Consider the following 3,439-nt stretch of genomic DNA (forward strand, 5'->3'; position numbering starts at 1 on the left):
TTCAACGTTTCTTTGTACTCATCTGTCGCATTTGTATTTTGTGCAGAAGCTGGTAAAATTAAAGTAAACAGTGCAATTATACACATCGTTACTTTAGGAAGGAAAATGTTTTTCATAATTATCTGATTTTATTTATTTTGATTCCATATTTTATTTTGCATTTCCTACAAAGATACACATTAAATCTATATCATTTAATAGAATAGTACAATCAATGAGGCTACTATCCGGCTGCCCTGCAATGTATAGATAAACGAAATATCCCCTATTCATCGCTAATTACAACATTCATCCCCCTCTCTTATCAAAATGGCTTTGGACAATTCATTTCATCTTTTGATATAATATTATTATCTTTTTCTCACATACTTCGTTCATTTTTCGTAATTAACGCTATCTTTGCAATAGGTCGCTAAATCTAAATAAGACTTTCAAAATACATAATATACGAATATGAAAAAGATTTTATTTTTATATATCATTCATCTAGGATTTGCCCTACAACCCATACAAATTCAAGCTTGTTGTCTCGACAATGAGGCTGTTCTCGCCAATGGGACTGCCATTATTCTACAATCACCTAAAGTGGACAATACCAAAACCATTCAGTTCATCAAAGATTTCTACGCAAACTACGTTTTTGGAGCAAAGAATTATGTTCCGGCAGTAAAAAAGCATTGTACAGCCAAATTGCAAAAGCAGCTGAAAGATAACTACGAGTATGACGGCGAAGGATATGCGATATGGAACTTCCGAACAGGTATGCAAGACGGACCAAGCGACATATCTAAAGTAACATCAGTAACTGCATTGGGAAATGGTTTATACAAGGTCAATTTCATTGATATGGGAATAAAGGGTAACCGTACTTTGAAAATTATCGACGTAAACGGGACACTGAAGTTCGATGCTATTAAATAATCCCCTCTAAGCAGATATATTATCAATTTAACAGATAACTAAAAAAGCCTTACTATTCAATCAAACAATGAAAGTAAATCATCTATAAGACTACATCCTTCACCGCTTTCACCTTCTTCCTGAAACCTCCACCCAGAGCAGGGAAGCGGGTGAAAGCGACCATGCAAAAGCCCTTCTATCACGCTTTCACCACTTTCACCGACACACTTCAAATCGACGCTTACTCAAATCGTTTCCATTTACCGCCGGAGCACATCACGAGATACCCCGTAATAACCCGCTGCAGCCACATAAATCGGCTGCATACGTTTGCCGATATTTCGCAATTTACCTTCTTCCAGCAATCGCCGGAGATGACGATTCGCCGTAGTCCGTGTCATGCAGCATACTTCCTGAAAATCATAACGAAGCATTACGTCATGATCGGCGAAATATTCCTTCAGCCGCATATCTATCTCCACCTCCGACAAAGACTCCGAATGGCGCGCATACTTACTCCGGCTGGCTTTGACACCTACCAATTCACCCCGCAGGCGAGCATCCGGACGGAAACCAATTGTTTTCAGTTCCATCTTCGACCATTTGTTTTTAGTACTGCGGGTCACCTTTTGCGTGCTCTTCAAAATAGGGGCAAAATAGCCTAGCCCCTCGATATGTACCTCGCGTCCTTCACGTAGTTCTTCACCACAAATTTGGGCAAGCATCTCGAACGCATTTTTTACATCACCTACGGAAAGCGAACTGCGTCCGTGAATCATCCGGCACAGTTTATCCGTTCCCACCTTACCATTCAAAAAAATGCGGGGATGCAAACCTTTCTCTTCCGAATCGTCGGACTCACCGGGATTCTCATACCAATCGTAAAGTATAGCCATTAGCCGTTAACGTTTTGATAGTGAATACATTTCATGTAAAAACTTTAAGTTTATCATCAAACCACTACTGTGGTTCATTTAAATCACACTTGTTATCCAATTAGATCACTCTTGTCATTTGATTGAACCACGAAAGTGAATCAATAATAACTCTTCGTCAAAGATACGATAAAAAATAGAGAAAAGGACGATAAGAAGCCGCCTTCTTCAGTCAAGTAGAAATTTATATTTTTTCCGGAGAAATACTTGCAAACCGGTATCATCCGATAGTACATTCGCAGTATCAGCGCTGAACAATAAACCGATTTTAATCACTTAAAAATAGAAAAAATAATGAATGCAATAACATTGATATGGAGACAGGTATTGAAGGAACTAAAATTGTTTCAAATGAAGGAGAACAAAGAAGATGCAGTTGAGAAAACAGACAAAGAGCCACAGAAAACGCTAAAATGTCATGAAGATAAATATACCGTTCCTCTGCCGGATGCTGCACCGCCTACTGGAAAAGAGAAAGAGACAGAACGAAAACAACCAGTCCGATTAACCCAAGAGGTACGTACATTCCTGCAAAAACAGTATGATTTTCGTTACAACCTATTGACGGAAGAAACGGAATATCGTCCTGCCAACAAGCGTGCCATTCCTTTCGAACCTGTAAGTAAGCGGGAACTGAACACTTTCTGCATGGAAGCACACGACCAGGGCATATCCTGCTGGGATAAAGACTTGAGCCGTTACATTTATTCCACTTGTATTCCTGAATACCATCCTTTCCGGCTTTACATGGAGGAACTGCCCGGCTGGGATGGGACAGACAGACTGGAAGCTTTGGCGCAGCGTGTCTCTGACAATCAGCTCTGGATAAAAAGCTTCCATACCTGGATGCTGGGACTCACCGCCCAATGGTTAGGCATGACGGGAATACATGCCAACAGTGTAGCCCCCATACTTGTCAGCAGCGAGCAGGGACGACAAAAATCCACATTTTGCAAGGCACTGATGCCTCCGGCATTGTCACGTTATTACATGGACAACCTGAAGCTGTCTGCACAAGGAAAACCGGAAAGGTTACTTGCCGAAATGGGACTTCTGAACATGGATGAATTTGACAAGTACGGAACGCAGCAAATGCCATTATTGAAAAATCTAATGCAAATGGCAAACCTGAATATCTGCAAAGCTTATCAAAAGAATTTCCGCAACTTGCCGCGCATCGCTTCTTTCATCGGTACAAGCAACCGTTTTGACTTGCTCACCGATCCCACCGGTAGCCGGCGATTCATCTGCATTGAAGCAGAACATCTGATCGATTGCGAAGGTATCATGCACGATCAGATCTATGCCCAACTGAAAGCTGAACTGCTCTCCGGCATCCGCTATTGGTTCACAAAAGAAGAGGAACGGGAACTGCAACGCCACAATGCTGCTTTTTATCATCCGTGTCCGGCAGAGGAAGTCTTTCATGCCTGCTTCCGGATAGCTAAAGATGATGAAGAGGGAAGCGAACGGCTCTCGGCTTCGGACATATTCAGGAGACTGAAGATGTATAACCCCGCTGCCATGCGTGGAAGTAATCCGGCTACGTTCGCGCAAGTTTTGCTTGCGGCAGGGGTCACCCGCAAACATACCAAATATGGGAA

Annotated in this window: 3 protein-coding genes; 2 read left to right on the forward strand and 1 reads right to left on the reverse strand. The window is 41.9% G+C overall.

All coding sequences use genetic code 11. The annotated features are described in order from the left end of the window. Positions 1–453: 453 nt before the first annotated feature. Complete coding sequence (locus ACT8YW_RS05910) at positions 454–921, forward strand: hypothetical protein (RefSeq protein ID WP_004299546.1); 468 nt, start codon at positions 454–456, stop codon at positions 919–921. Positions 922–1,160: 239 nt separating this feature from the next. On the opposite strand, the gene ACT8YW_RS05915 is transcribed toward ACT8YW_RS05910, so the two are convergent. Beyond that, a complete protein-coding gene (locus ACT8YW_RS05915) occupies positions 1,161–1,796 on the reverse strand; it encodes an HU family DNA-binding protein (protein ID WP_444104325.1) in 636 nt (211 codons plus the stop codon). Between the two features lie 333 nt (positions 1,797–2,129). Between ACT8YW_RS05915 and ACT8YW_RS05920 the strand changes: the two genes are divergently transcribed. Next, the coding region (locus ACT8YW_RS05920; RefSeq protein ID WP_444104326.1) for a VapE domain-containing protein at positions 2,130–3,439 on the forward strand (1,310 nt) is incomplete at its 3' end.

This window comes from Bacteroides sp. (assembly GCF_052357945.1).
GTDB lineage: Bacteria > Bacteroidota > Bacteroidia > Bacteroidales > Bacteroidaceae > Bacteroides.